The organism is Niastella sp. sgz303648 (genome assembly GCF_059587045.1).
Map to the genome: position 1 here is coordinate 603,302 of NZ_JCAPSW010000005.1, position 24,936 is coordinate 628,237.

Genomic DNA, 24,936 nt, shown 5'->3' on the forward strand with positions numbered 1-24,936 from the left:
ACCGTGCAGATTTGCCAATAAGTGTGCAGATTCTGGTTATAACCGCATCAACGATTCTGCTGTTTCACCAACGGTATGTAAAAATTATCACTACCATTTTGTTTAAACGAAATTCAACCAGTAATTTTCCATTCCAAACCCTTATTGAGTAAAGCCTTTATGGCATCGTCTTAATCCTTAAACCGCATGAATGCATATTTCCGGACAGTAATACAACTATTATTTCTTGTCTTATTCATACACGCCAGTACTGTTCAGGCTCAGCTTAATGTAAATTTCACAGTCGATAAAACCGCAGGATGTTCTCCGCTCACTGTTTCTTTTACCAACAAAACAACAGGTACATCTGCCAGTGCTATCTACAAATGGGATTTGGGAAATGGCAATACTTCCACACTTGTGAACCCGGCAGCCGTTTATGCCGATGAAAGAATATATACCGTTACGCTTACTGTTCAGGATGGCAATGAGGTAGCCAGTAAAACAACGACCATTACGGTATATAAGAAACCGGTGGTTGATTTTTCTGCTTCCGTGCTGAAAGGTTGTGTTCCGCTGCAGGTAACCTTTACGGGTAACGCCCGGCCCGGCAGTGGTTCCATCTCGGGCTATTATTGGGATTTTGGTGATGGCAGCACACAACAGGCAAACAACAACAGTCAGCTTCATCTCTATAATCTCCCGCAGAACTCATCCGTAAGTCTTACCGTAACCAATAATTACGGCTGCCATGCTACGTTAAAAAAGAATGATCTGGTTGAAACACTGCCAGCGCTCGTGGCGGCATTTTCTTCAGACAAAACAGTGCTTTGTAAGGAAACGGATCCTGTGCAATTCACCAACTCCAGTACCGGCCTGGGCGTACTGGATTATATATGGAATTTTGGCGATGGCAATACTTCTACCCAAAAAGATCCTACATATGCATTCAATAAAAAAGGCACCTATACGGTAACCCTCACTGTTAACAGCTCCGAAGGTTGCACCGCTTCCAAAACCCAAACCAACTACCTGAATGTAGCCAATTACAGCTCGGATATACTGGTGCCTACGCCTGTTTGCATAGGCACCACAGATACCTTTAATGCGGGTAACAATCCCGTAGCAGATAAAATGGTTTGGAAAGTGAATGATCAGGTGGTGTCTCCGATCAGCAATAATGCCATCGCGTATTCTTTTGGAAGTACCGGAACTTATTCTGTTAAACTGGTGAATACCTTTGGCAATTGCCTCGATTCGGTTACAAAACAGGTGCAGGTAAAAGATGTTCCGGATATACGCCCCTTTATTGCCGATATAGTCACCCTTTGCGGAGCGCCCGCCACCGTGAATTTTAAAGATACCACGCCGGGTGCAGTGAAATGGGAGTGGCATTTTGAAAACAATTATAATCCAACTGTAGTTCATTCTACCCTGCAGGCGCCTACGTATGTTTATAACACCAATACGACTTACACGGTATTGTCAAAAGTATTTAATGCAGACGGCTGTTCAGGCACCATTTCCCAGACTGTAAGAATTGATAAACCAAATGTACAGATCCTGTATAACAGCTCCAGCTCCCTTGGTTTGCGATCATGCGGGGAACCTCTTACTGTTACTTTTTTTGTTGCCAACCCACAGGATATTGCGTCTTATGAATGGCATTTTGGCGACAATACCACGTCAACAGCTCCTTCGCCAACCCATACTTATACCAATGTGGGTGAATACCGCTTATCATTGAAATATGTAACAAAGAACGGTTGTTCAAGCAGCGTGGATTTCGATTACCTGATGACCGTTACAAACCCGTTGAAAGCAGATTTTGAAAGCCTTGATGGCACTACTGTTTGTGGCAATAACCAGGTGTATTTCAAAAATACGTCAACCGGAGGCTGGTCATGGTGGTTTGTAGATGGAAAGCTGGTAAACGGGTCGAGTTCCCCGAAACAGGATATGATATACAGGTTCACTACGCCGGGAAAACATACTATAAGCCTTACAGTTGAGTGGAATGGATGCTATGATAAAATTACAAAGACTGATTACATAACCGTATTGCCGCCTTTTGCAAAGATCGATAGCGTGAAGTATACCTGTGATGGGAACAGGGGTGATGTGAGATTTCATTATACAAGCCCCGGTGGTGTTACCTGGACCTGGGATTATGGGGATGGCACTATAGAAACGCTGACTGCCGATCAGCCTTTCATCACGCACACTTATGCCCAAACCGGTATATACAAAGTGAAATTAACAGCCACCAATGGGCAGTGCTCGGTATCTGATTCCACCACGGTCAATGTACTGCTTAAACAATACCCGCAGGTTACGGCTGCCAAAACCAGTGTTTGTGAAAATGAACCATTGAATTACCAGCTTACAAACGTCGATCTGATGTACTATAACTGGGGTGGATATATGATGTCTTATGAACTGGTTGGCTATAACTATAATACCGGTTCTACAGATGCGGACTGGGGTATAATATCGCAATATTCCCTCCCTTTTAACGGAACTATACAAAAGATTCAAAAGAATGCAGACCAGGTACGGGTCATTGTACGGGATCGCGTTCATTGGTGTAATGATACCAGCAATTACGTACCTGTTAAGGTAACCGGTTCCAGTGCCGGTTTTGAAGTACTGTCGAATAACATTTGTTATAAAGATGCGGTCATGTTCAAAGACACTTCAAAGTCGAATAACAGCACCATCACCGGTTGGCAATGGGATTTTGGGGATGGACAAACCAGTTCACAAAATGGAACTGTTTCACATACCTATAGTAAACCAGGGACCTATAATGTTTCTTTAAAAATTATCGATGCCAGCGGTTGTGGTTCCTCTACCTCTTCCTCTGCCAATTCGGTAGCTGTTCTTGGACCGCAGGCTGCGTTTACACCTTCCGGTATCACGGTACCACTGGGTACTACCGTTACCTTTGCTAACAATACCAACAATTCGGGCAGTAGTAATACTACTTATCAATGGCAGGTGAATGGAATTGATTTTTCCACCGATTTCAGTCCTTCTTATACCTTTGATCAACCGGGTAGTTATACCGTTACGCTAACCGCTTCGAACCCCGTAACCGGATGTTCCTCTATAGCCACTCAGTTAATTTCAGTAAATAATTTTAATGCAGTCTTTAAGATTGGTTACACGACCATTACTGCTAATAATTGTCCGCCGGTGTTGGTGAGTTTTACCAATACTTCACAAAATTACACCAGCATAAAATGGGATTTTGGCGATGGTACGATCATCGAAAATGTAGATAACCCCACCCATATATACGAAAAGGCCGGCAGGTATATTATAACGTTAAATGTCATGAATGCAAGCGGATTACAAGGCACTTATATTGATTCGGTGATCATCGATCAACCGCAGGCAGTTCTTCAAAGTAGCGGGTTGAACGCCTGTAAAGATTCCACCATTACACTGAGCGCTCTTGCCGGCAATACCGGTTCTTACGTTTGGGATTTTGGCGATGGTAATGTGATAGCAACAACAGATACTTTTGCCAGCCATCAATATACTACACCGGGTTTATATACTCCGGCCCTGATCATGAAACAATTGGGCAATGGTTGTGTGGGATCCACGCCGTTCCCGGATAAGATCAATATCAGGCCCGATCCCGTAGTGACCATTACGCCGGCGCAACCGTTAATATGTAAAGGGGCTTCCGAATCTTTGCAGGCAAGCGGAGGCGTTACGTATGAATGGCTTCCGGCTAATGATTTAAGCAATGCTGCAATAGCTAACCCATTGGCTTCACCGGCGCAGACAATTTCATATACGGTAAAAGTTACAGATGATATCGGTTGCAAAAACACGGGCAATGTTACCATTACGGTTATACAACCCGTTCAGGTAGCTGTAAGCGGCAAGGGCGATATTTGCCAGGGCGAATCGGTTAACCTTACAGCTGACGGCCGTGAAGTGTATATGTATAAATGGATCAATGATGTTGCCGGACTGAACAATATTGATATTCCCAACCCGGTGGCGACGCCTGGCGTTACTACAACCTATACCGTTACCGGCTCAGACGCCCATGGTTGTTTTACCGATACAGCTGATATCACGATCCGGGTTATACCTTTACCCACGGTAAATGCGGGGCCGGATGTACAACCATTGCCCGGCGAACCCATTCAATTGCAAGCCACCGGAAGCAATGATGTAATTAACTGGAAGTGGACACCTGCTGCCTATCTCAGTTGTACAGATTGTGCTGCCCCCGTTTGTACACCGCTCACCAATAATACGTATACCGTTACGGTAAAAAATCAATTTGGCTGTGCTGCTTCCGACACCATAGTGGTAAAGCTGTTATGCAGTGAGAGCAGAATAAGGATACCCAATGCCCTCACACCAAACGGCGATGGGAAAAACGATGTGTTTATGATCAGGGGCATTGCTATTGTAAAGCATCTGATGATATTTAACCGCTGGGGACAAAAAGTGTTTGAGCGCAGTAACTTCAGCGCCGACGACCAGTCATTATGCTGGAATGGAACCTTAAATGGTTACCCTGCCGAAACGGGCACTTATGTATACTTTGTTGAAATCGATTGCCCGGAAGGTTCATTTTCGAAAAAAGGGACGCTGACCCTGGTGCGATAGGTTAAGTGGAACAATGTGAGTTACCGGAGCCCCAATCCCTCAACAAGACCTGATCTTAATAAAGCAGGAAACGACATAGTTTAAAAACAAAAGCCTCCCAGATAATCGGGAGGTTTCTTTTTAAGTGATGTGGCGAAACTGTGTGCTGGACACGGATTGTCATTACTCATTAGTATTGAGAGTCCTTTGGATGATTTGTGGCGTAGCGGAAAGGTTGAATGATATAATATTTATTTTGTATTTGCGCCGTAACAATGAAAAAGGCGATTACTCCTACTTTGATTATCATGCTTATATTTTTAGGTCAAGACCGGTTAACGGCATATATTTAAGTGTTATGGACAAGTTTTGGAAACGACATTGCGGGACAAGAAAACATCGACCGACAATTCGGGCTGACACATTTTGACTCTATTCCTCGACAGACAATATTGTGGAGGCCAGCGGCCACTTAAAAAACGGGGCGGCGGAACCGAAAAGCCAAACGAGTAGGACAATAAAAAAAATGAAAATGAAACAAATTTTAATTGTAGGAATGAATCCGCATACTATTGACTTTTCAAGCCCTGGTTTTGCACCTGGTTTGACTGCCGAAAAAGTGGAAATGGGAATTAAAGCAGAAAGGGAGAACCTAAAAGGTTTAGGGTATGATTCCGAAATGTACCTAATTGACTCTGGGGTATTAAATTTGGCAAATCTTGTTGACCTTCTAAAAACAAAGCAATTTGACGGAATACTTATTGGGGCTGGCGTTAGAATACCGCCTATAAACTTTATATTGTTTGAAAAATTAGTGAATACTGTTCACGACAATGCTCAAAATTCGAAAATTATTTTTAACACGAATCCACTAGACACAGCCGAGTCCATTAAACGTTGGTTGTAGAAATAAATAAAACCAGCCCGATTTTGCGTGCAACACCCACATTTAGAAAATGCGCTTTAAGTATTCTGTATCGTGGGCGCATCCATGGAGTTGGCGGCGTTCAACTATGGATGTCCTATGCTTGTGCCATGGATCTGCAACGGCGCATGTACGGTATATGTATAGTAGTTCCCGTACCAGCAACGCATTAAGTTTGTTCAGTGGCAGTCATATACTGGTTGCACACTTTCTATCGCAATACGACTAAATATTGAAAAAAGTCAAAATCAAGGCGCCGGCACCTGGGCGTTTTAAGATAGTTGGTAACTTTATTACATGGCCGAAGCTTTTGCACCGTTCATAATTAACCGAACCATCGGTAAACTAACCTTCTATGTTATGGAAGGCAGGAACTTCGTGCGTAAAAAAAGCAGTTTGACCCGCAGGAAAGTGCTGTATGCGCCTTGTTTTAAAAACACCCGCCATTATGCCGGACTGATGGGCCAGGCATCGAAAATTGGGTCGTTGGTGTACAATGCGTTACCTGTTTATTGGCGGCAATCGTGGATGTACCGGTCTTTTACCGGGGAGGCGTTTACCCTATTGAAAAAAGGGAAAAAGCAGCAGGAAATACACGAGGAATTGTTGCAACGCTATGTAGCAATAGTGGTCGGCAAAGAGCAGCAAGCTTCCATTAACTGCTCCAATCAATCTGAAGATACTATTATTAATGCCCTGTTTCCTGGTGAGCCTAAACGGGCGTATCGCAAACAAAACAGCGAATACTGGAACAATAAAACCATTAAGAGCAACCGGCGAAAAACCCGCAGGCGACAGACGTTGTATTATGCCGGTCTCATGGGCAGGGCATCAAAAATAGGTTCGAAATTATACGCCCGGTTGCCGCGCCAATCCAGGCGCCGTTGTGACTATCAATATTTGACCGGATTGGCCCTGAAGTTATTGAAGGATCAAATAAGCGAGTCAGCTATTTTAGCAGAATTGCTGCCAACGTTACCTGCTGATCGATTGGAAGAAGCTACTGTCATTGGTGCGCAACGAACAATTACAAAGAAGGCCGCTACGCTACGCCATCCCCATGGGCAATACTATTTCATTCCCACGGCCCATAAACGCATGTATGCACCGTCAATAATGGCCTTTACAATAGCTGCTCTACGTACAACCAGCGTAGTTTCGTTTAATGATACATAACACTTCGGGCAAAAGAATTTTCAAAGATTACCTCATCATTTTTGTGGGCTGTAGGTTACAATCCCCCGGGATTTTGACTTGATCCATTATGTGTCAACAATAGTGGTAGCGTAAAAAAGTGACCCATTTTTGACAAATAGACAATAGATTTAACGACAAACAATATGACAAAATTTCTCACGCTAAAACATTGGCAACTATTTGGACTAATGGTGGGACTTCCAATAATATTTCAATTCATTACTATTGGTTCCGTTATTTCAGGTAATAACCCGGCAACTATGTTTTACTTCTTTCCAATAATGATGGTATTATTCGTTGGACTTTTCTTTGGTTGGTTTTATGCACTTGGAACAAGCCTGCATAAAAAATTACCACTGACAGCGACAATGAACTTGACAAAATTCAAAATATTTTTATTTATACCTGTTGTGTATATGGTTTTAATTTCAGTATTTATAGCAGGTATGTTTTCTAACGTTTCATCTGGCGGACAACCAAATCCCGCAATTTTTGCCCTAATAATTCCCTTACATTTATTTTCAATGTTCTGCATTTTTTACTGTCTGTATTTTAACGCCAAAGCCTTAAAAACAGTTGAGTGGCAGAAACCAGTAACATTTAGTGACTTTGCGGGAGAGTTTTTTTTAATTTGGTTTTTCCCAATTGGCATATGGATTATACAACCAAGAATAAACAAGCTGTTTGATACCTCTATTTTCAGCGACAAAAACCAACTTCTTGACAACAAAATATAGTGACTTTGAAAAAAGCCCGAACAGCTAAATAGCTAGAAAATAATAACTTGTAAATATTGTTTCCCGCTAAAAGTAGCGTAGAATAGCGGAAATATAATGTTGCCTGCAACCATATTGCGACCATCATAACGATACAAAATGTTAGACATAGACCAAGATATATTTAGTAAAAATCTTTTGTTGACACAGCAATATTGTGAACGACAGCTTGTTAACACCGAGGAAAACTGTGCTTCGATTTTAAGAAGCATTAATCCAGAGAAAAATGCAAGACCTGAAAAGCCTGACGAATTAAAGGATGAGTTTAATGAATTGAGGGCTTTTTACTCATCGGCAAAAGCTTTGAATGCATTCATAATTGCAAAAATTTCATAATTTCAAAAGGCCTGACAGCCAACATGGTGTTTTGTGCAATGCGGGCGGACGAATCCCGTGCTTCAACAGTCGCAGCTATGGTGAGCTGTGGTAGGGCTGGACGGAATACTATTTTGCCTCGGTGCAAATCATTAACTTTAGTCATCAATTGGGCAGCGGTTAGCCAGGGCGGACACAACAGCAATGCCCCGCACTGCACAAAACCCTGAAACGTTGCCTGCAAGCATAGAGACACATCAAACTATGAATATTCTTCAAAAAATATTAGGGACTGTTTTTCCGCCATACAAGTTTAGTGTTTTACGACAAAAGCAAGCCAGACTGTTTAAAGCAATAATAAATTCATTGCCCGAAGACTTTACTGAAATAAAAGAACAAACTCTTGCAGCTCGTCTTTGGGGACTTGACAATTGGAAACATTATCCTGACTTCAAATTCATTTCTTTAAGTTATGGAGGTGACACTATATTTAAATACAAAAAACGTGGACAGAATTTTTTAATTTCAGGACTTCAAATATATTCATATCTGACCGAGCAGTTTGAGGACATTGAAATTTTAATTCACGATAATTTGGTTAGCGGACTAAAAATTAAAAACTCTCAATATCAGATAAGTGAGTTTGACTTAGGCAAAATCGACAATAAGGGTGTTACAAAATCTGTGTTTACTTTCCCGCCTAGCGACATTGATAATTTGTACGACTCTTTAGACCAGGAAATTAAAAACAAGCTAAACCCTGATGAATTATTTGACATCGACTTTAATAACCGTACATTTTATTCCTTTTGCGACCTCGAGGACGGCAATTATTTAGCAGTTGACAAAAATTTAAAAGTTTATTCGTTGGTACACGATGCTAAGCCAATGGTGACAAGAATTAAAATCTCTTTCAGCGACATTTTAAGTGAAATAGCAAACAACAAATTTGACAAAGAAAAACATCTTGAAGAAAGATATAGAAATAGCAAATAGCATTCGTGTGACAGAAAGCGCCATCAGGCAACAGGCGGTTTGGCAATATGGCGGGGCGACGAATATATTCGATTGGTGCTGACTACAATTCTACAAATCGTGGGTCTGACGAAACAGAAAATCGTATCTACAATTTCTTAATAAAAAAGGTAAAAATTATAAAAGGCAATATCTCAAATTATAACGGCCTGCTAAAACATCTATCAAATTTAATCATTCCAATTTACCTAAAATTTCGGCCCATTTCACCACTCTTATCGCTTCCTCTGTTTTACCGGAAAACGCAAGGAAAACCACAAGAATGAATATAGTTATCAATACCCATTCTTTGGGATGTATATCGATGTTGATACGCATAAATCAAATTGGAAAATTATTAAAGGTGCCGGGCATATTCTGTCTCATATGCCTGGGCAACTAACAATTCAGTTTGTATGTTTAAGCTGAGTTGTGGCTGATGTTATGGCGTGTTTTATGGCGTGGTTAATGGCTGATTTGGGATTATAAGGAGGCTATTAAAACATTCCGATACCATATTTGAAACATTTGGATACTCCCTTTACGGCATTCAGCCGTTAATTTCGCTTCAGTGAACGGTACCTTTAATAAAACAACGTGTGATGTTTATCAATAAATTCCTTTCCGCAACGATTGCAGCAGTATTTGCCATAACCAACCTGCATGCCCAAACAGAGAACAATTACCTCGTTAATGAACCGGTTGATATCAGTCCCGATTTCAGGAATTTTGCCAACACCTATTTCCTGGCCGACAGCCTTGTATCATTTGATCCGGCAACGGTGTCGGGCACACTTCAATGGCAACGGAACCGCTATGCGCGGCGTATGGCATTTAATAATGAACTGGCCGTGCTGCGCCCCGATCAACATGTGGTCTTTCCCGAAACAGAATATGCCCAGAACCCGGTACTGCCATTCAGCATCCAGTTTATTTCACCGCGTTCGTTCCGCATCAGGATCAAAACCGGTTTTGCTGCCCACGATGAACCAGATACCCTGATGCTGGCAAAGGAACCTGTAACCGATAACGCCTCCTGGAAATATACAAAAACAAACAACGGTTATTTATTTAAAAGCCTCGATGGGTCGGTTTTGATCAAACCCTGGCCCTGGCATATCGAGATCAGGGACAGCCATGGTAAACTGCTTACCGGCACCAATCATGCCGTAGATAATGAAAGCACGTTCACCCCGGTGATGCCGTTTTCGTTTGTGCAACGGGCAGGCGATCTGTCGAGAAGCGTAGCCGCTTCCTTTTCGTTGTCGCCGGGAGAAAAGATTTTTGGCTGTGGTGAATCGTACGGGAGTTTTAATAAAAGAGGACAAAAAGTGGTATTGTGGACCGATGACGCCAATGGCGTACAAAACCCGGGCATGTACAAACCCGTGCCGTTTTTCATGAGTAGTAACGGCTATGGCATGTTCATTCATTCATCGACCCCCATCACCTGCGATTTCGGCGCTTCTTTTTATGGGATGAACACCATGATGATCGGCGACGATGCGCTGGACCTTTTTGTATTCATCGGCAATCCCAAAGAAATACTGAACGAATATACCAACGTTACCGGTAAATCGCCTATGCCGCCGCTGTGGAGCTTTGGTTACTGGCAAAGCCGTATTTCGTATTCGTCGGAAAGCGAAACAAGGGATATTGCCGCAAAGCTGCGTCAGTATAAAATACCGGCCGATGTGATACATCTTGATGTTGGCTGGTTTGAAACCGACTGGCGCACCGATTACAAGTTCTCGACCTCACGGTTCAACGACCCGGCCAGGATGATCAGCGATCTAAAAAAAGACGGGTTCCATATTTCCCTCTGGCAACTGCCTTATTTTGTTCCAAAGAACCGGTTGTTCCCTGAGATCGTGCAGAAAGGGTTGTATGTAAAGGATGCCAAAGGGAATCTGCCTTATGAAGATGCCATTCTCGACTTTTCCAATCCGGCCGCGGTAAAATGGTACCAGGACCAACTGGATACCCTGTTACGCATGGGTGTAGGCGCTATTAAGGTCGATTTTGGTGAAGCGGCCCCCGCATCGGGTTTATACGCTTCGGGCAAAACGGGTTTTTATGAACACAATTTATACCCCGTCCGTTACAACAAAGCGGCTGCCGAGATTACGAAACGGGTAACCGGCGACAATATCATCTGGGCAAGAGCGGCCTGGGCAGGCAGCCAGCGATATCCTGTTCACTGGGGCGGAGATCCGGCGCCCACCTCTTCGGCCATGCAGTCGACCTTAAGAGGCGGTTTATCATTTGGGCTTTCGGGTTTTTCGTTCTGGAGTCACGACATTGGCGGGTTCGTACAGCGTACACCCGAAGACGTTTGTCGCCGGTGGACGCCCTTCGGTTTTCTCAGCTCGCACACAAGAAATCATGGCAACCCGCCCAAAGAACCATGGACCTATAGCAAGGCCTTTCTCGACGAGTTCAGGCTGAGCGATGAAATGCGTTACCAACTAATGCCCTATATCTATGCGCAGGCAAAGCACTGCACCGAAACCGGGCTGCCCATGTTGCGGGCCTTGTTTGTAGAATTCCCCGACGACCCGGGCGCCTGGTTGATCGATGATGAGTACCTGTTTGGCGGCGACCTGCTGGTGGCCCCTTTGTTCCAGGACAGTACCTACGAGCGCGACGTGTATTTGCCAAAAGGGAAATGGATCAACTATCAAAGCAATGAAGTGTACGAACCCGGATGGCATCACATGTCCGCCGGAAAAATTCCCGCCATTATTCTTGTTCGCGACGGTGCGGTGATACCGCATGTGAAACTGGCACAATGCACAAAAGACATCGACTGGAACCATATCAGGCTGGTCACTTACGCTACCGGCAATAACGCTACCGGGTATATATGCCTGCCATCCGATAATGGATTGCACGAAATAAATACGAACGGAACGGGCGGCAAATGGGCGCTGCGCAACGATCCGTACAACGGCAACATAAAATGGAACATACAATCTTATAAAGAAACAAAATGACGACCGTGGGAAAAGCGGCTGCCGGCTGTCTTGTTTTGGTGATGTTGCTGGCCATGAATGGCCGAACACAAACCACCGGGCAATATCCCTTCCAGGACCCGCACCTTCCAACAGAAAAGAGGATCGATAACATCATTTCTTTGCTCACGCCGGATGAAAAGATAACCTGTTTAAGTACCAATCCTTCTGTGCCGCGGTTGGGTATCAAAGGTTGCGGGCATATCGAGGGTTTGCATGGGGTAGCCCTGGGCGGGCCTCCTGCCAGCTGGGGCAGAAGAAAATTCGTGAACACGACCACCTTTCCGCAATCGTATGGATTGGCCGAAACATGGGATACGGCATTGATACGAAAGGTAGCAGAAACCGAAGCATATGAAGCACGGTACATTTTTCAATCGGCCAAATACAATACCGGCGCTTTGGTGATACGAGCCCCCAATGCCGACATAGGTCGCGATCCGCGCTGGGGAAGAACGGAAGAATGCTTTGGTGAAGATGCTTTCTTCAACGGCTGCATGGTGCAGGCCTATGTAAAAGGGCTGCAGGGCAGTGATCCGAAATACTGGATGACGGCTTCATTGATGAAACACTACCGAAGACCGAACCGGTAGCTGCATTGCGCACAAAGAGCTTGTCATCCAGGAACGTCTCGCCGCTGCGGTAATACCTTACCAAGAATTTGTGTTCTTCGTAAAAGCCTGCGATCTTTCCAAGTTCCTTTTCATAGTACTCCCTTTGGAGTTTATCCACACCAACCGGTTTGCCCATTTCGATGGCAAACAGCCCGGTATAGTACAATACACGGCTCTCCAGTTGCGGTCTGAACGTTTTGAAAAAAGCAATTTCTTCGGCGGTGTCACTAAAGCCATTCACCCGAGCCGATTCCATGAGCCGCCGGTATGCAGTACTGCATACAGCCGCAGAACGTTTTGCTGTCCCGACAACATCCTCCACGTCCCGCGCAATCCCGTCTAACTCCTTTTGTAATGCATTGAAAAGTTCACCGAAAACTTTCGCTTAACTGTCCCCCTTCCATATATGTGTGTTTTCTTTTGGTTAGCAAAAGCATCAACAAATTGATGCCCGTCAAGTTTTTGAAATAGTGGATCGCTAAAAGCTAACGTTACCAATCAGGCTGTGCAAGGTAAGCGGAAGGGAAACCGCGCTTATACCTTATAGAACGGATACGCGCGAAAGGTTTAACCCGTCTGAAAAATATTTTCCGCCGCAGTGGCAGCCTCTCTAACGGAAACAAAATAACAGCACAAATGCATGCACAAACATCCAGGTTCATTTTCGATGGTATTGCTTTGAAATGCGCGGGTGTCGTGGCAATATTTGCGGCGTTGATCCCGGTCAAAAATCGTAAAAGCGCTTTTTCGTGTTACGGATAAGTGCCCGATTAGGAATAAAACGGAAAATTGTTTTGCCAAAACTTTCGTATATTTCTGAGTTGGCTGCTATTAACTCATCTCTCGATAGTTTTTTAATAATTGTATTTTATGGACAAGACTCCACTAACAATTTTCTTAACAAGCGGTGTGATAGCTGCGATTATTTCAGGTTTAGTAGGCTGGTTAATGAAAAGTGTTGACTTTAAATTTGATTACAAGAAATACATTGTTAAAAAACGCATTGATGCCTACGAAAATGCAAACCTTATTTTTAATAAGTTTTATAGAATTGGCTTTTTGAAAAACGAAAAAAAATACAATAAGGTCTTGATACCTGATACTAAGATACTACCAAAGGATAGGTCTCAACTCAAGGAAGTGTTGATAAACTATTATAACAATTTAAATGAAGAGCTTTTGGCAGTGCTCACTAACCGGATCTGGTTTTCAAAAATTTTTTATGACACATCTTGCATTCTTATAAATGTGATAACTAACATACTTATAGAAATAGAAAAATGTGATTATGAATTTGACAATGTAGCCGAAATGGTTGCCAAAGAATATGAGGAAATAATTCGAATAGTAGAGACCTTGGATAAAATTTACGTGTCAGACGTATTTAAATTAAGCGATGTAAAATCATTTTTAAAACAATATATTTAAAAACACCTTTAAAACTAACAGCAGCCAACAGGCGGTTTAGCAATGTGGTGGCTGGACGGGAAGTGCAATCGACAATTTGCAAAGCCAGACAGTGGTTCGGGCTGGATAAATTACATTCTACCTTGAATGTTAACTTCAACAAAATATTTTCAATCAGCAGCGGTTATGGGCGGACGGAATTCTATTTCCCCACCTGCCCCGAGCCCTGACCGTTGGCTGTAATACTTTTGGATATGCTTACACCAGAAGAGAAAAATAAGATTATAGAAGAGGAAACTTTTCGAAATGAGGTTCGCATTTCTTTAAATTCCCCAAAGAAAGATAACACTAAACTTCAGTTTTTAAATTCCCCCTTCGGATTGTGGATACTTTCAACAGTATTTATTGGTTTAATAACGTTTGGCTATAACAAATACACAGAATATTCAAAAGCAAAAGAATTAAAAACAAAAACAATTAATGACTTAGCTTTTGAAATTGGATATAGATTTCAACCAATTGACCTAATGAAAGAAAAGGAGGATATAATCAGGTATATTAATAGGCTAGACCTTTATCCTAATAGGTCGGACTCTGTTGGAGGATTTCCATATTCCCGAGAAGAATTTAAAAATAGAACTACTGAATCAATCATTTGGGACTTTAAAACTTTAACTAATCAGCAGCCACTAATAAATGTTTATAGACAAATTAAAGCTGACGCCGAAAATGATATTTTGAGTAAAAAAACAACTGGTCGACTATCGCTAATTGGTTATTATTTACATAACTATGGAATAGTGTTTGAAGGAAACTTAAAAATGCCATTTGCGGTTCAAGAAATCAATGGTGAAATAGCCGAGCCTTTGGGGGACACAATTTTAGACAGGAAATTACAGTAGTATTGCTAACAAAAGGATCCATTGTGCTACATTTTAAACGACCACCCTACTAACTCCAGGTAACAATGAAACGACTTTTTTTTGTATTCTTCTTACTCTCTTTAAGGTCTTTGGGACAGAAAGACACAGAAGTAGTTTTTACCTCTATCAAAGAAGCCCTGGTTAACCCGGCAATCGTAAAATCACTTGACCTTTCCGACCAAAACCTTGCACAACTCCCCGGCGACGTTGCCAGGCTAACAAGTCTTGAAAAGATTGACATCGGCTCAAATCCAAACCTGGATTTAGCCCAGGCATTTGATATACTAAAACAAATTGGAAGCCTAAAAATACTTTGGTTGACTGACGGAAAAATAAAAACCATACCTGAAAATCTTGTTCAACTGAAAAACCTTGAAGAACTATGGCTGGACGACAACGAACTAACGTCATTTCCCGAACCTGTTAAGCAATTAAATAAGTTAAAGTACTTGAGGTTGTTTAGCAACAAAATCAAAAATCTAAGTTTCAAAAAAGGCGAATTGCCTAACCTGATATACATTGACCTTTGTTATAACGAATTTAAAACGTTTCCTGTTCAGTTATCGGCTCTTCGCAGCCTTAAGAGAATCCTCATTTGGTATAATTCAATCAGTAAGATTCCATACGGCATCAAACGCTTTAAGCAAATTGAAGAAATCAATCTGGAACACAATGCGCTCACTTCATTGCCTGAACAATTTGAACAACTTAAAGCCATTCAGAAACTATCCTTAAGAGGTAATAAACTGTCCGACAAAAGTATGGACATAGTCTGTAAACTTTACAACTTAAGAGACCTCGACTTAGAAGGCAACAATATCGCAACGCTATCAAATAAGATCAAAAATCTAAAAACGCTCGAACGACTTTCTATTAGTGATAATCCTTTAACGGAATTACCGGCTGAACTTGAGCAGCTCAGGACAATTCAGCAATTGGGTTTGGGCGACCTGCATTCCTTAAACTGGACAAATGCTTTTTTAATTTTGGAAAAACTACCCAACTTAAGACGCGTAGGAATGTACACGATGAAACTTCCAACTATGCGGTCAGGTTTTGACAAACTTCAACAGGTAGAGACCTTTTGGTTGACGTACAATTTGTTTGACAGCAATGAGCAGAAACGAATTAAAGAGATGGTCCCGAATGCAAAAATTGTTTTCGAGTGATGATGCGTTGAAATGCGCGGGTGTTGTGGCAATATTTGCGGCGGTGAAGTGCCTGGTTAGGAATAAAACGAAAAATTGTTTTGCCAAAAACTTTCGTATATTTTTGAATTAGGGTAATGCTATGACGACACAAATACCGACAGAAGGCTAAGAATTTACAAGAAGCAAAGAGACTTTTTATTCATACGAATGAAAGAAGTAAACACTATTGCTTACGAACCTGGTTTTGAAAATGAAGCATACTTTAGCAGGTTTTTTAAAAAGTCAACAGGTTTCCGTCCGATAGAATTCACAAAAAAAAATGCGCATCAAAATCCTTGTGTATTTTTTAGACGGTGGAACACTTTTACCTGAGCATCATTATAAACTTAAAAAATTAAATAATGCAAGCGCAATTAATCACTTATCAATTAAAGGATATTTCTCAAGCGGAATATCTTAAGCAAATGGTGGAACCGGATGCACCAATTTTAGCGGAAGTAAAAGGGCTTATTTCAAAAGTTTGGTTGGCAGACATAGAAAAAAACACTTTTGGCGGTTTCTATTTATGGGAAAACAAAACGGCAATGGAAGATTTTATGAATTCTGACTTGGTAAAAGCAGTTGTAAGCCGACCATTCGTAAAGAATGTTTCCTCGGTTGACTATGAAGTAAATCAAAAAGCTTCATTAATTACCCGGGGACTCAAATAGGAAGTAGATCTTCTATCGAATTGACAGAAGCACCACCGCTAACATCGCTTTTCTGCTATGCTGGCTGAAGAATATATACTCATCGAATCACGGAATATCAGCACAGCAGAAAGCCCTGGCCGTTATGCGCAACTTTATGACAGAGACGCTTAGAGATAAACTTAGTTGGGTTAAGTTTTAAATAGAGATTATGACATTTAATTCATGACATGGCAAAAAACAAATTAATACGAATGGACAATGTCGGAATCGTGGTAGAATCCCTCGATGAGGCAATCTCTTTTTTCACGGAGATGGGCCTGAAGCTCGAAGGGCGAGGCACGATCGAAGGAGAATGGGCTGGTCGTGTCACCGGACTTGGCCCCCAGCACGTCGAGATTGCTATGATGGTTACCCCCGACGGCCACAGCCGGCTCGAGATTTCGCGATTTCTCACCCCGCCTACTATCTCAGATCACCGGACTGCTCCTGTGAACGCGCTCGGTTATCTGCGCGTCATGTTCACCGTTGAAGACATTGACGAGATGGTATCCAGGCTCAGCAAGCATGGCGCTCAGCTCGTTGGCGAAGTAGTTCAGTACGAGAACGCGTATCGGCTCTGCTACATCCGCGGCCCCGAAGGACTTCTCATCGGGCTGGCAGAACAACTTGGTGATAAATGAGCAGCGGATGTTTTATAAAATCCTTGCCGGAGGAATTTTCGCCACTAACCGCAGCTAACACAATAGCGAACCTTCAAAATAATCAATGCAATGACAACAGGAGTACATTTCATAATTTATTCAAAAGACGCAGAGGCTGACAAAGCTTTTTTTCGGGATGTACTTAAACTAACAAATGTTGATGTGGGAGATGGTTGGCTGATTTTTGGACTCCCACCTTCCGAACTTGCTGTGCATCCATCCGCAACTAATGACCAACATGAGATTTACTTAATGTGTGATAATATCAAAACGTTTGTTCAACAAATGTCTAAGCAAAACATTGTTTGCAGTGAAATACAAAATCAGGGTTGGGGACAGTTAGTTCAACTAATATTGCCAGGAGGTGGAAAAATTGGAGTTTACCAACCAAGACATGTAAGACCTAAACCAATGAAGGCAAAGAATAGTTCAGATAAGCGTATCCTAAAAAACAGTATTAATAAAAGAGCTGACAAAAAAAAGTAAACAGGAGAAGTGCGGCGTACAATATGAGGTCACTGTTGCACAACCCAATTTCAAAAAAATTGGTATTTGCAATTTCTCTTCACAAACCTTCATCAAAGCCAACCACCAAATTTGTTGGTCTGGTTCACAACCGGATATTGACGCTAAGCTGCTGCCCAATTTAGCTGCTCAATATCAACCGTAAGCAAAAAAAGTGACCTACAAATGCACTGCAGCCAACATGGCTATAAACAGTTATTCCTTCCTGAATTATTTAAGAGGAAGCGTATGACCGCCCGTATCAACCGGCGGAACCGGAGGATCGCCACCATCGCCGCTGCAATTATTCAGCGAGTTGCAGGGATACATCGTTATCAAAGGATCTCCCGGTGGTATAGGAACGGGAACAGCAATGCCACCACCTTCAAAACGGCAGTGCATCGCGGCATCACCACAGGTATTTTCGCAAACAATCACACCGGTGAGGGTCGTTGAGCAACGGTAAAAATGCAGCGTGTCCTTTGACGTCCCAGGAAGGACAATATTGGGGACAATATTGAAAGTGGGAAAATGGGGAATAATTCTGGCAGTCATATAAGGATCGTAAAAAGTAAATGCACACTGGTCCGATACAGTAATCGTCTGGTCGTTGTATTGCCACCTGCTCCTGCATTTGAGTCTGGCAACCACGCTATCTAGCACGGCAGGATTCAAATCGCCCTTATTTGCAGCGATAAAAGCCTGCCCGTTTGGTGCATTGACCGTGAACGAATCAGGAACCAGGATAAAGGCATGCGCGGATACACCGAGCTGGCTCAGGGTCTGGGGCTTTGTGCGATGCCCCGCGGCATCGAAGAACGATAGTTGGGTTACCGGTAACCGGTCCACAGGTATTGCCTTATAGTGTTGGAGGATGGCTTTGGGATCGTCCGGTTGAACGGGTGCATTGCAGCTGCAGAAACTGAATGCGATGAGAAAACAACAGGTCAACCAGACCGGCGTTAACGGTTCATTTTTCATGGTGCATGTTTTTACAATAGAAGCGATAGAAAATATAGAATTATAGTCCTAATAACACACTTTACAAGCGCTGTGGTTGTATTCTTTTTTTGTAATGCATACCGTTACCTTTTTTAACTGATGCGTCATTTGATAAAATAAATTGTGTGCCCGGAAACCACATATAACGCGCCATCGGGCCCGATAGCCAGGTATCGTACGGTATCATTAAAATGACTGATCGGCGGAAAAACGGCTCCTCTTGCAGCGTTGTAGGCAACAAGGCTTGCATCCTCGGAACCGCGTCCGATCCCCAGCCACAAGGTCTCATCTGGTGTCACGATGATTGGCGTAGTTGGGGGTAGTCCAAGTTTGTGAAACCAAATCCGTTTGCGTGTGGCAATATCAACGGCAAACAATACACCCGCACCGTTGGCAAAATAAAAAGTCTTTCCATCAAAGGAAAGCGAAGCGCCGGTCGTGAAACCCTCTTCATGGCTTTCGAACCTGCCGATTTCGCTTCCTGCTGTTGGCTCAAGCACACGGATGGAACCATCATACATCGGGACGTAGATATTATGGTGCCCGTCAATCATCAGGTGCCCCGTTATCCGGCCAAGGGAAGGTGAGGTCCAGACATATCCATCGGTGCGTGATACCCGGAATTTTACCACCTCTCCCTTGTCTGTCGCTACATACGTAAATGTAGTAGCAGGATCAACCGGATCAATCACCGCACTTTCCTTTCCTGCGTATTGGTCGCCGTTGTTGATTGGATGATCCCACAACCGGTCCCCGTTGGCTGCATCCAACGCAAAAAAAGATTTGCCGATCGTTACAAAGACGATATTATCCCAGATAGTGGGTGACGATACGAGCACACTGCCATGTGTTTCAGGGAAGTTCTTCAGCCATTTCTGTTGAAGTGCCGTCGTGGTGCAAAAAACATAACCGTCGGTTGTCGAGCCATAGATCCCTAACGGACCTTCTCCGTTTACCGGTATAGCGGGACAAGTCGATACGACGTGACCGATTGAATAATGATTGTCCTGGTTTCCGTTTAATGGCACTAATGAAGTTAACCCGCTTCCGCCATCGCCTACAATTACCCTGGCATCACTCACGTCGTCGTAATTCGGATCCGACCATAAGACGGGGCATCCGACGTAAGCACCGCCAGGAAAAGGAACGGGGAATTTCGGTTTGCCCGCGGGTACATTTGCCTGCGCCTGTCCCCAGTTCCTGATATTATTCTGGTATTTCCACCAGGTCGGTATCGGCTTGTCGGTCGCACAGGAAGAAAATGCAATAACAACAAACAAAAAGAAGAGGTTCTTATTTTTCATAACCTTGCCGGTTTTGATTTCAGCACTTTTGGCACAGGTCAACAGCAGATTTTCAGGGATTGGATAACTAATAACAAACCTTACAAGCCCTTCGCTTGTACTCACCCTTTGCAACTGACTCAGGTACTTTCTTGATGGTATGCGTACACGCATCCAGCCCGCGGCAATCTTTGCGTACATAATACATATGCGCGGTTGAACTGACACAAATGAATACTTCATCTTCCTTCTGTATTGGAGAAAATGAAATCGTGAGCGCGGCAAGTAAAGCAATCAACAGTTTCATGATTTCAGCGGTCGTTCAGAAAGGTAAACAATACAATCCGCATTTGCAAGCAAAATGCGCGTGGCATGTAGCGTTAGTACCATTGGTTGTTTCACTTTAACTATAAATTTATAGATGATCAGTGATCCTTATTTTGCCAATATTTTATCAGCCACAAATCAGCTATCAATAAACAAACAAAACTACCAATTGAGGTAATCGTTCTGATGCTGTTATACAAATCCCAGGTTGCCAGGGTTTTTAACCAGCCGGCAGGAGGAGCAATCGGATTCCAGGTTTTCATTTGCATATTTATCGGAACGCTGCCTATCCTGGTGATTACTAATGAAATGATTGTAAAAATCAGGGCCTGGCCGCATAATGTTCGTGCTGTCTTTATTTTTCTTGCCTGCCAGGTGTAAAATCCCAATGTCACGATTGCCGACAACACAAGCGACATGACCAGGGTTTTATTGTGCTGCATCAGGGCCGTTCTAAATCTTAAGTGAATATCGGGTGGCACGTCATAAAAGGTTGGTAACACGCAAAATGTCCCATAAAAGAAAGTGCCCGCAATTAAGCCTGTTAAAAGCAGGGAAGTAATTCTTGAAAGTTGAAGTTTCATTATCCTGTTTTTGTATTTTTTTAAAATTCTATTTTTAACCCAAATGAGGGAAATATGGAAAGCCCATCGTAATAGATTGTTCCTTTTAAAGGATTGAACCGTTGCTCATTTTGATTAGGCCTGTTCAATATGTTTACGATATCAACAAATGTTGTTAAAGCGACTCCTTTTACCTGAAACCTGTAATCTGCCCGTACATCCCAACTTATAAAATCAGCCAGCCGCATATTGTTTATGCCGGTGATTTCCCGGGAATAGCGCATGTAGTCTGGATCGTTAAATACATTGTTATGTATCATGTAAGAGCTTGTTGGTTTGCCTGTTGCGTACCTGAATTTTGAAGCCAAAATCCAGCGTTTACCAGCCTTATAGCTTACCAGGAAATTGATCTGATGTGGTTGGCTGAACAAAAAATCATATGCACCCCGGCCATCATTGTCATTCCGTTTGCTTTGCATATAAGAATAGCCTATCTGCCCGTGGATGTTTTTTGAAAGCCTTTTTGTAAGGCTGATATCTATACCACCCGCCCATCCGTCCCCATTGTTATTTTGTTCTCTTGAACTGCTGACGGGGCGAACGACAAGCTGATCAAATGTTTTGTACCATCCTTCAATGGTAAGCTTCAGATCGGGAGTGAAATACTTTTTGTACCCCAAAATGTATTGTGCCGTTTTTTCTTCTTTTAATTTTTTATCAACAGGCTGGTCGGCTATCTCTGAATAAACGGGGTCCTGATAATAAATGCCCGTTGCAAAATTGACGGTGGTTTTATCATTAATCTGGAAGCTTCCACTTAAACGTGGAGAGAAAGTATGCTGTCCGCAAAATCCTGTATAGTCGTACCGAAACCCGGCATTGAGTTGTAGTTTTTTCAACAGAACAAACGAGTAATCGGCATAGCACGAAACATCATAGGCAAAATCTTTGAAATCCGCATTAAAGTCAATGGGGGCTTTGATGGTATAGTATTGGGCAGGCGGTCTGTTGTCATCCGTATTAAAAGTGAAGGAAGTATCTAACCTGCCTAGTACCCTGTTATTCTTTATATCGATTCTGTCAAAATCAAATCCGGCGCTAAGGCTTGACAGGTTTTTAAAACTGACGATATAGACAGAACGGTAACCCAGTTTGGATTCTCTGTATTGAACATTTGTTATGCCACCTTCATAAGGAATATGCCCGGGATTAATCAATTTACCAACAGAATCTGTTTGTGGAAAGGCTTTTCCGTTTTTATTTGAAGATGCCGTGCTGGTATAATAAACAACATTTTTCCAGTAACTGCTTTTACCGGTAAGTGTACGTAAGTTTAAGCCAATGATCGCTTTGTTGTTACTTGAATTGGTAATATCAAGGCTGTTCAGTTCTTTGTCTTCCTTTACGTTTCCCACGCCCCGTGTATAGGTTTCCGGGCTATAAACAGCAAGGAGGGATAGTTTGTTTTTATTGTTGATTTGCGTGGTCGATTTTAGAATAAAGTCTGCATATTTAGGGATCCCAATATCCTCCCGTCCAATCACATTTGTCAAAACGGTGAAATCCTGGTAACGGACCGATACAAAAAGGCCTGTGTTTTTATGCAGATAGCCTGGCCCGTCATAATTAAGCGTAAAGCCGAGCAAGTCTGTCTGGCCGTCAATGGTAGGATCAACCTTGTTGCCTTCTTTGATTCCCAAACCTAAATAAGCCGCACTTCGTCTGCCATATTGTGCAGCAAAACCGCCGCCTTGAAATTGAGCATTGTCAACCACTCTTGGCGCAAAAATGCTGAACCTTCCGCCATTGGGATCGTTAAAGCCGCCGGAACCGCCTTCCAAATGCCCTAATTCTGTAACAGGAACGTCATCCACCATATATACATTATCTCTTGTACCTTGCCCTCTTACTGCAATAGCAGAATATTGCCCCCCGCTGCTTAATACACCTGGTAACAACCCGATTGCCCGGAAAATATCTCCCTGTGCACCAGGGTTTCCTGCTATCTCCTCTCTTGAAAAGCTAAAGGATGATACAGGAGTAAACCGGCTATTTTCATACTTCCTGGCATTTACAATGACCTCTTTTAAGTCAGATACCACTTGCTCTATTTCAATTTCAACATAATTGGTTTTGTTTCTCAAAACATGAACGTCGTGTATCGTTTTTTCATGGTATCCTGCAACACTCATTATTAGTGAATAAATGCCTTCATCAACATTGTTTAACATGAAAGTACCTGTTGAATCAGTAACTGTCCCGGCTTTTGTTTCTTTGTTTATAACAGTTGCAAAGGGTACAGGTTGTTTTGTGCTTTTGTCAAACACTTTGCCTTTTATAACACCTGTGTTTTTTGCCTGTCCCAATGCTGCACAAACGGTGCAGGTTAGAAGGAATAATGTAAAAAAATATTGTTTGCGCATGATGTTGTTTAAAGTGGAAGCTTACAAAGGATAAATATATAGCAATTTTGTTATAATATTATTATTTAAACATCATTTTTGTTGCATTAATATAAATAGTGTCCCTTTTTTGATAAATTTGTAACACAATTGCTATAACAGAATGAACAAAACAGTTGAACTGGTAAACGAATGGGCAGCTTTTGAAGAGACACACCCGCAAGCCGGCATAGAAGATTTTTGCCGGTATTATTTAGTTCGCAAACGTGAAAAAGAAAATAAGCAGCAGTTTCTTGAGGGGATTGTGCCGCCCCAGAAAACTTCGCTTTTAACAAAGCTTCTGGTGAAAATAGTAAGGATACACAATGTCTATTTAGATATGGCGACCAAGGAAACGGGGATTAAGCAGGCAGAAGAATTCTATTTTCTTTCGGTGATTAAAAATCTCAAGTTCCCCAAGAAAACAGAGGTGATCTATCATACCGTAAATGAGCTGTCTAACGGCTTGAATATCCTTACCAGCCTTATTAAGCAAGGATATATTAAAGAACAGAACGATGAAGAAGACAAACGTTCAAAAAGGGTTAGCATAACACCAAAAGGAGAAAAAATATTAAGGCAATGCTATGCACAAATTCATAAGGTAAGTGAGTTGATGTTTTTTGAAATGCCGGATGATGACATTAGTCTTTGTATTCAGCTTCTTAAAAATGTTGAGCTGAAATTTTCGGGTCAGTGGCTACACCACAAAGGCAAACCTTTTGATGAAGTTTATAGTACTGTAACAGGTAAGTAGAATCAACTGTTGGTATCACGAAAATTACCCGCTGTTCGCAGCGGGTTTTTTATTGCGAGAGCAGTGATGGCTACGCGGTTGCCTAAATTTCAATTGCAGATCAGACAACCCTATATTACGTTTTGCAGTGGCTCAGGCAATAACATCACCCGTGATGATTGATCCCGTCCGCTGGTAACTGGCGATGACGACCCCTTTCGACGTAACATGGCTTTCTGTTAAGGTAAATGCGGCCGGCATCGCGCCGTTGTCAAACAGCCTTTTTCCTTCACCCAGGATTACCGGGTAGATCTTGAGCCGGAGTTCATCCACCAGGTCATGCTTTAGCAACAGCTGTATGAGCTGACTACTCCCCCAAACCTGGAGATCGCCGCCCGCTGATTGCTTTAGCTTTTCGATATCAGCTACGGTTTTGAGGAAAACGGTATTTTTCCAGGCTGATTTGTCCCTTGTCTGCGACAGGACGTACTTGGTGCCTTCATTGATGCCCGGCCAAAAGTCAGCATGTTGCGGCCAGTAGGGCTCAAAAATCTCAAATGTCTTTCTGCCCAGGAGGTATTCCGCTGGTTTTAACTCTTCTTCCATGATCCTTCCAAAAAGTTCGTCACCATAAGACGCCGTCCAGCCGCCATATTTAAAGCCGCCTGAGGTGTCTTCCTGCGGACCACCCGGTGCCTGCATAACGCCATCCAGTGAAATCATTGATAAAACAGTTATCTTTCTCATCTTCT

22 protein-coding genes are annotated in these 24,936 nt (G+C 42.6%); 15 read left to right on the forward strand and 7 right to left on the reverse strand.

Features of this window, described 5'->3' with window-relative positions; all coding sequences use genetic code 11:
• Positions 1-186 precede the first annotated feature (186 nt).
• The 6 genes from AC59IL_RS18035 to AC59IL_RS18060 all read left to right on the forward strand — a co-directional run bounded on the left by AC59IL_RS18035 (position 187) and on the right by AC59IL_RS18060 (position 8,808).
• Positions 187-4,620 (forward strand): PKD domain-containing protein, encoded by a 4,434-nt coding sequence (locus AC59IL_RS18035; protein ID WP_496553569.1) that lies wholly within the window; start codon positions 187-189, stop codon positions 4,618-4,620.
• Positions 4,621-5,131: 511 nt separating this feature from the next.
• Entirely contained in the window at positions 5,132-5,506 is a 375-nt protein-coding gene (locus AC59IL_RS18040) for a hypothetical protein (RefSeq protein ID WP_496553570.1), read from the forward strand.
• A gap of 315 nt (positions 5,507-5,821) precedes the next feature.
• Positions 5,822-6,700 (forward strand): hypothetical protein, encoded by an 879-nt coding sequence (locus tag AC59IL_RS18045; RefSeq protein ID WP_496553571.1) that lies wholly within the window; start codon positions 5,822-5,824, stop codon positions 6,698-6,700.
• A 164-nt stretch (positions 6,701-6,864) separates the two neighbouring features.
• Positions 6,865-7,458, forward strand: a complete 594-nt coding sequence (locus AC59IL_RS18050) for a hypothetical protein (protein WP_496553572.1) — start codon at positions 6,865-6,867, stop codon at positions 7,456-7,458.
• A gap of 138 nt (positions 7,459-7,596) precedes the next feature.
• Positions 7,597-7,833, forward strand: a complete 237-nt coding sequence (locus AC59IL_RS18055; RefSeq protein ID WP_496553573.1) for a hypothetical protein — start codon at positions 7,597-7,599, stop codon at positions 7,831-7,833.
• 183 nt (positions 7,834-8,016) lie between these two features.
• A complete protein-coding gene (locus AC59IL_RS18060; protein ID WP_496553574.1) occupies positions 8,017-8,808 on the forward strand; it encodes a hypothetical protein in 792 nt (263 codons plus the stop codon).
• 213 nt (positions 8,809-9,021) lie between these two features.
• Here AC59IL_RS18060 and AC59IL_RS18065 read toward each other — a convergent pair whose 3' ends face one another.
• Positions 9,022-9,165 (reverse strand): hypothetical protein, encoded by a 144-nt coding sequence (locus tag AC59IL_RS18065; RefSeq protein WP_496553575.1) that lies wholly within the window; start codon positions 9,163-9,165, stop codon positions 9,022-9,024.
• Between the two features lie 263 nt (positions 9,166-9,428).
• Between AC59IL_RS18065 and AC59IL_RS18070 the strand changes: the two genes are divergently transcribed.
• Positions 9,429-11,822, forward strand: a complete 2,394-nt coding sequence (locus AC59IL_RS18070) for a glycoside hydrolase family 31 protein (RefSeq protein WP_496553576.1) — start codon at positions 9,429-9,431, stop codon at positions 11,820-11,822.
• Entirely contained in the window at positions 11,819-12,433 is a 615-nt protein-coding gene (locus AC59IL_RS18075) for a glycoside hydrolase family 3 N-terminal domain-containing protein (protein WP_496553577.1), read from the forward strand. The genes AC59IL_RS18070 and AC59IL_RS18075 overlap by 4 nt, the downstream gene beginning before the upstream one ends.
• Here the strand turns inward: AC59IL_RS18075 and AC59IL_RS18080 are convergent.
• A complete protein-coding gene (locus tag AC59IL_RS18080) occupies positions 12,327-12,710 on the reverse strand; it encodes an RteC domain-containing protein (RefSeq protein WP_496553578.1) in 384 nt (127 codons plus the stop codon). The two genes, AC59IL_RS18075 and AC59IL_RS18080, sit on opposite strands and share 107 nt — an antisense overlap.
• Before the next feature lie 614 nt (positions 12,711-13,324).
• On the opposite strand from AC59IL_RS18080, the gene AC59IL_RS18085 reads away from it, so the two are divergent.
• The 6 genes from AC59IL_RS18085 (at position 13,325) to AC59IL_RS18110 (ending at position 17,814) form a co-directional block, all read left to right on the forward strand.
• Entirely contained in the window at positions 13,325-13,882 is a 558-nt protein-coding gene (locus AC59IL_RS18085) for a hypothetical protein (protein WP_496553579.1), read from the forward strand.
• A 233-nt stretch (positions 13,883-14,115) separates the two neighbouring features.
• Entirely contained in the window at positions 14,116-14,763 is a 648-nt protein-coding gene (locus tag AC59IL_RS18090) for a hypothetical protein (RefSeq protein WP_496553580.1), read from the forward strand.
• A 65-nt stretch (positions 14,764-14,828) separates the two neighbouring features.
• Positions 14,829-15,953, forward strand: coding sequence for a leucine-rich repeat domain-containing protein (locus AC59IL_RS18095; protein ID WP_496553581.1), 1,125 nt, complete (start codon positions 14,829-14,831; stop codon positions 15,951-15,953).
• Between the two features lie 383 nt (positions 15,954-16,336).
• Positions 16,337-16,645, forward strand: a complete 309-nt coding sequence (locus AC59IL_RS18100; RefSeq protein WP_496553582.1) for a YdhR family protein — start codon at positions 16,337-16,339, stop codon at positions 16,643-16,645.
• A gap of 209 nt (positions 16,646-16,854) precedes the next feature.
• Positions 16,855-17,307 (forward strand): VOC family protein, encoded by a 453-nt coding sequence (locus tag AC59IL_RS18105; RefSeq protein ID WP_496553583.1) that lies wholly within the window; start codon positions 16,855-16,857, stop codon positions 17,305-17,307.
• 90 nt (positions 17,308-17,397) lie between these two features.
• Positions 17,398-17,814: a VOC family protein gene (locus AC59IL_RS18110; RefSeq protein ID WP_496553584.1), complete on the forward strand. Its 417-nt coding sequence runs from the start codon at positions 17,398-17,400 to the stop codon at positions 17,812-17,814.
• A 249-nt stretch (positions 17,815-18,063) separates the two neighbouring features.
• Here the strand turns inward: AC59IL_RS18110 and AC59IL_RS18115 are convergent, their stop codons facing one another.
• The 4 genes from AC59IL_RS18115 to AC59IL_RS18130 form a co-directional block, all read right to left on the reverse strand.
• On the reverse strand, positions 18,064-18,813 hold the full coding sequence (locus AC59IL_RS18115; RefSeq protein ID WP_496553585.1) for a hypothetical protein: 750 nt from the start codon (positions 18,811-18,813) through the stop codon (positions 18,064-18,066).
• Between the two features lie 125 nt (positions 18,814-18,938).
• Complete coding sequence (locus AC59IL_RS18120; RefSeq protein WP_496553586.1) at positions 18,939-20,318, reverse strand: outer membrane protein assembly factor BamB family protein; 1,380 nt, start codon at positions 20,316-20,318, stop codon at positions 18,939-18,941.
• A gap of 224 nt (positions 20,319-20,542) precedes the next feature.
• Positions 20,543-21,028: an anthrone oxygenase family protein gene (locus AC59IL_RS18125; RefSeq protein ID WP_496553587.1), complete on the reverse strand. Its 486-nt coding sequence runs from the start codon at positions 21,026-21,028 to the stop codon at positions 20,543-20,545.
• Positions 21,029-21,048: 20 nt separating this feature from the next.
• The gene (locus tag AC59IL_RS18130; protein ID WP_496553588.1) at positions 21,049-23,430 is read right to left on the reverse strand and encodes a TonB-dependent receptor; all 2,382 of its coding nucleotides are present in this window, start codon (positions 23,428-23,430) and stop codon (positions 21,049-21,051) included.
• Between the two features lie 142 nt (positions 23,431-23,572).
• Between AC59IL_RS18130 and AC59IL_RS18135 the strand changes: the two genes are divergently transcribed.
• Complete coding sequence (locus AC59IL_RS18135) at positions 23,573-24,205, forward strand: MarR family winged helix-turn-helix transcriptional regulator (RefSeq protein ID WP_496553589.1); 633 nt, start codon at positions 23,573-23,575, stop codon at positions 24,203-24,205.
• Positions 24,206-24,337: 132 nt separating this feature from the next.
• Here AC59IL_RS18135 and AC59IL_RS18140 read toward each other — a convergent pair whose 3' ends face one another.
• Positions 24,338-24,931: a dihydrofolate reductase family protein gene (locus AC59IL_RS18140; protein WP_496553590.1), complete on the reverse strand. Its 594-nt coding sequence runs from the start codon at positions 24,929-24,931 to the stop codon at positions 24,338-24,340.
• Positions 24,932-24,936: the final 5 nt, after the last annotated feature.